General features: G+C 74.1%; 2 protein-coding genes. Both read left to right on the forward strand.

The genetic code is table 11. The features are described from left to right. Positions 1–71 precede the first annotated feature (71 nt). On the forward strand, positions 72–746 hold the full coding sequence (locus H5J29_RS33620) for an energy-coupling factor ABC transporter ATP-binding protein (RefSeq protein WP_181784898.1): 675 nt from the start codon (positions 72–74) through the stop codon (positions 744–746). After that, positions 743–1,161: energy-coupling factor transporter transmembrane component T family protein (locus H5J29_RS33625; RefSeq protein WP_181784899.1), on the forward strand; the 419-nt coding region annotated here is incomplete at its 3' end. The genes H5J29_RS33620 and H5J29_RS33625, both read left to right, overlap by 4 nt.

Genomic DNA, 1,161 nt, shown 5'->3' on the forward strand with positions numbered 1-1,161 from the left:
GGCGGGCTCGGCCTCACCGCCCTCTCGGCAGGCGGTGGCGTGGGCGTCGCCGCGCTCTGGGAGGCCGTCCGATGATCGCCTACGAGTCTGTCGGGCACCGCTACGGGGACCGCGTGGTGCTCGACGACGTCACCCTCGCCCTCCCTGAGCAGCGCGTGGGTCTCGTGGGCGCCAACGGGTCCGGCAAGTCCACGTTGGCCAGGATGGTGAACGGACTGGTGCGCCCCACCTCCGGCCGGGTGCTCGTCGACGGGCTGGACCCGACCTCGGAGGGCGCGAAGGTCCGCCGTCGGGTCGGCTTCGTGTTCACCAACCCGGACAGCCAGATCGTGATGCCGACGGCGGGGGAGGACGTGGCGTTCTCCCTGCGCCGCACCGTCAGGAACCGCGAGGAGCGGGCGAGGCGGGCCGCGGCGGTGCTCGCCGCCCACGGGCTGGAGGGCTACGCGGACCATCCGGCCCACCAGCTCTCCGGCGGTCAGAAGCAGCTCCTCGCGCTGTGCGGGATGCTCGCGCTCGACCCGGACGTCCTGGTCTGCGACGAGCCGACCACCCTGCTGGACCTGCGCAACACCCGCCGGTTCGCCGAGATCCTGGCCGAGCTGCGCCAGCAGGTCCTGGTGGTCACCCACGACCTGGACCTGCTCGCCGACTTCGACCGCGTGGTGGTGCTCGACGGCGGGAAGGTCGTCGCCGACGACACGCCCGGCCCGGCGATCCGCTACTACCGCGAGCTGGTCGCGTGAACCCCCTCGGCCTGTACGCGCCGGGCGACAGCCTGGTGCACCGCCTGTCCGCGGGGCCGAAGCTGCTGGTGCTGCTGGTGTTCGTCACGCTCGTGGTCGTGCGGCGGGACGTGTCGTGGCTCGCGGGTGCCTGCACGCTCGCCGCGCTCGGCTACGTCGTCGCCCACCCGCCCTGGCGCCGGGTCTGGCAGGTCCTGCGGATGCTGCTCGTCCTCGCGGTGTTCGTCGGGGCGCTGCAGCTGTGGCTGGTGGGCCCGCAGGCCGCCCTGGTCACCGTGCTCGGCCTGGTCGCCGCCCTCGCCGCGGCGAACCTGTTCACCCTCACCACCAGGATCGACGCCGTCGTGGCCGCCGTGGAGCGCGGCCTCGGCCCGCTGCGCCGCGTCGGGGTGCGGCCCGACCGGCTGGGTCTGCT

Origin of the sequence: Pseudonocardia pini (genome assembly GCF_013870575.1) — a bacterium.
Classification (GTDB): Bacteria; Actinomycetota; Actinomycetes; order Mycobacteriales; family Pseudonocardiaceae; genus Pseudonocardia; species Pseudonocardia pini.

What these genes read in the sequence shown, in the direction of transcription:
- H5J29_RS33620 (WP_181784898.1), top strand. Translation starts at nt 72, where the DNA reads ATGATCGCCTACGAGTCTGTCGGGCACCGCTACGGGGACCGCGTGGTG.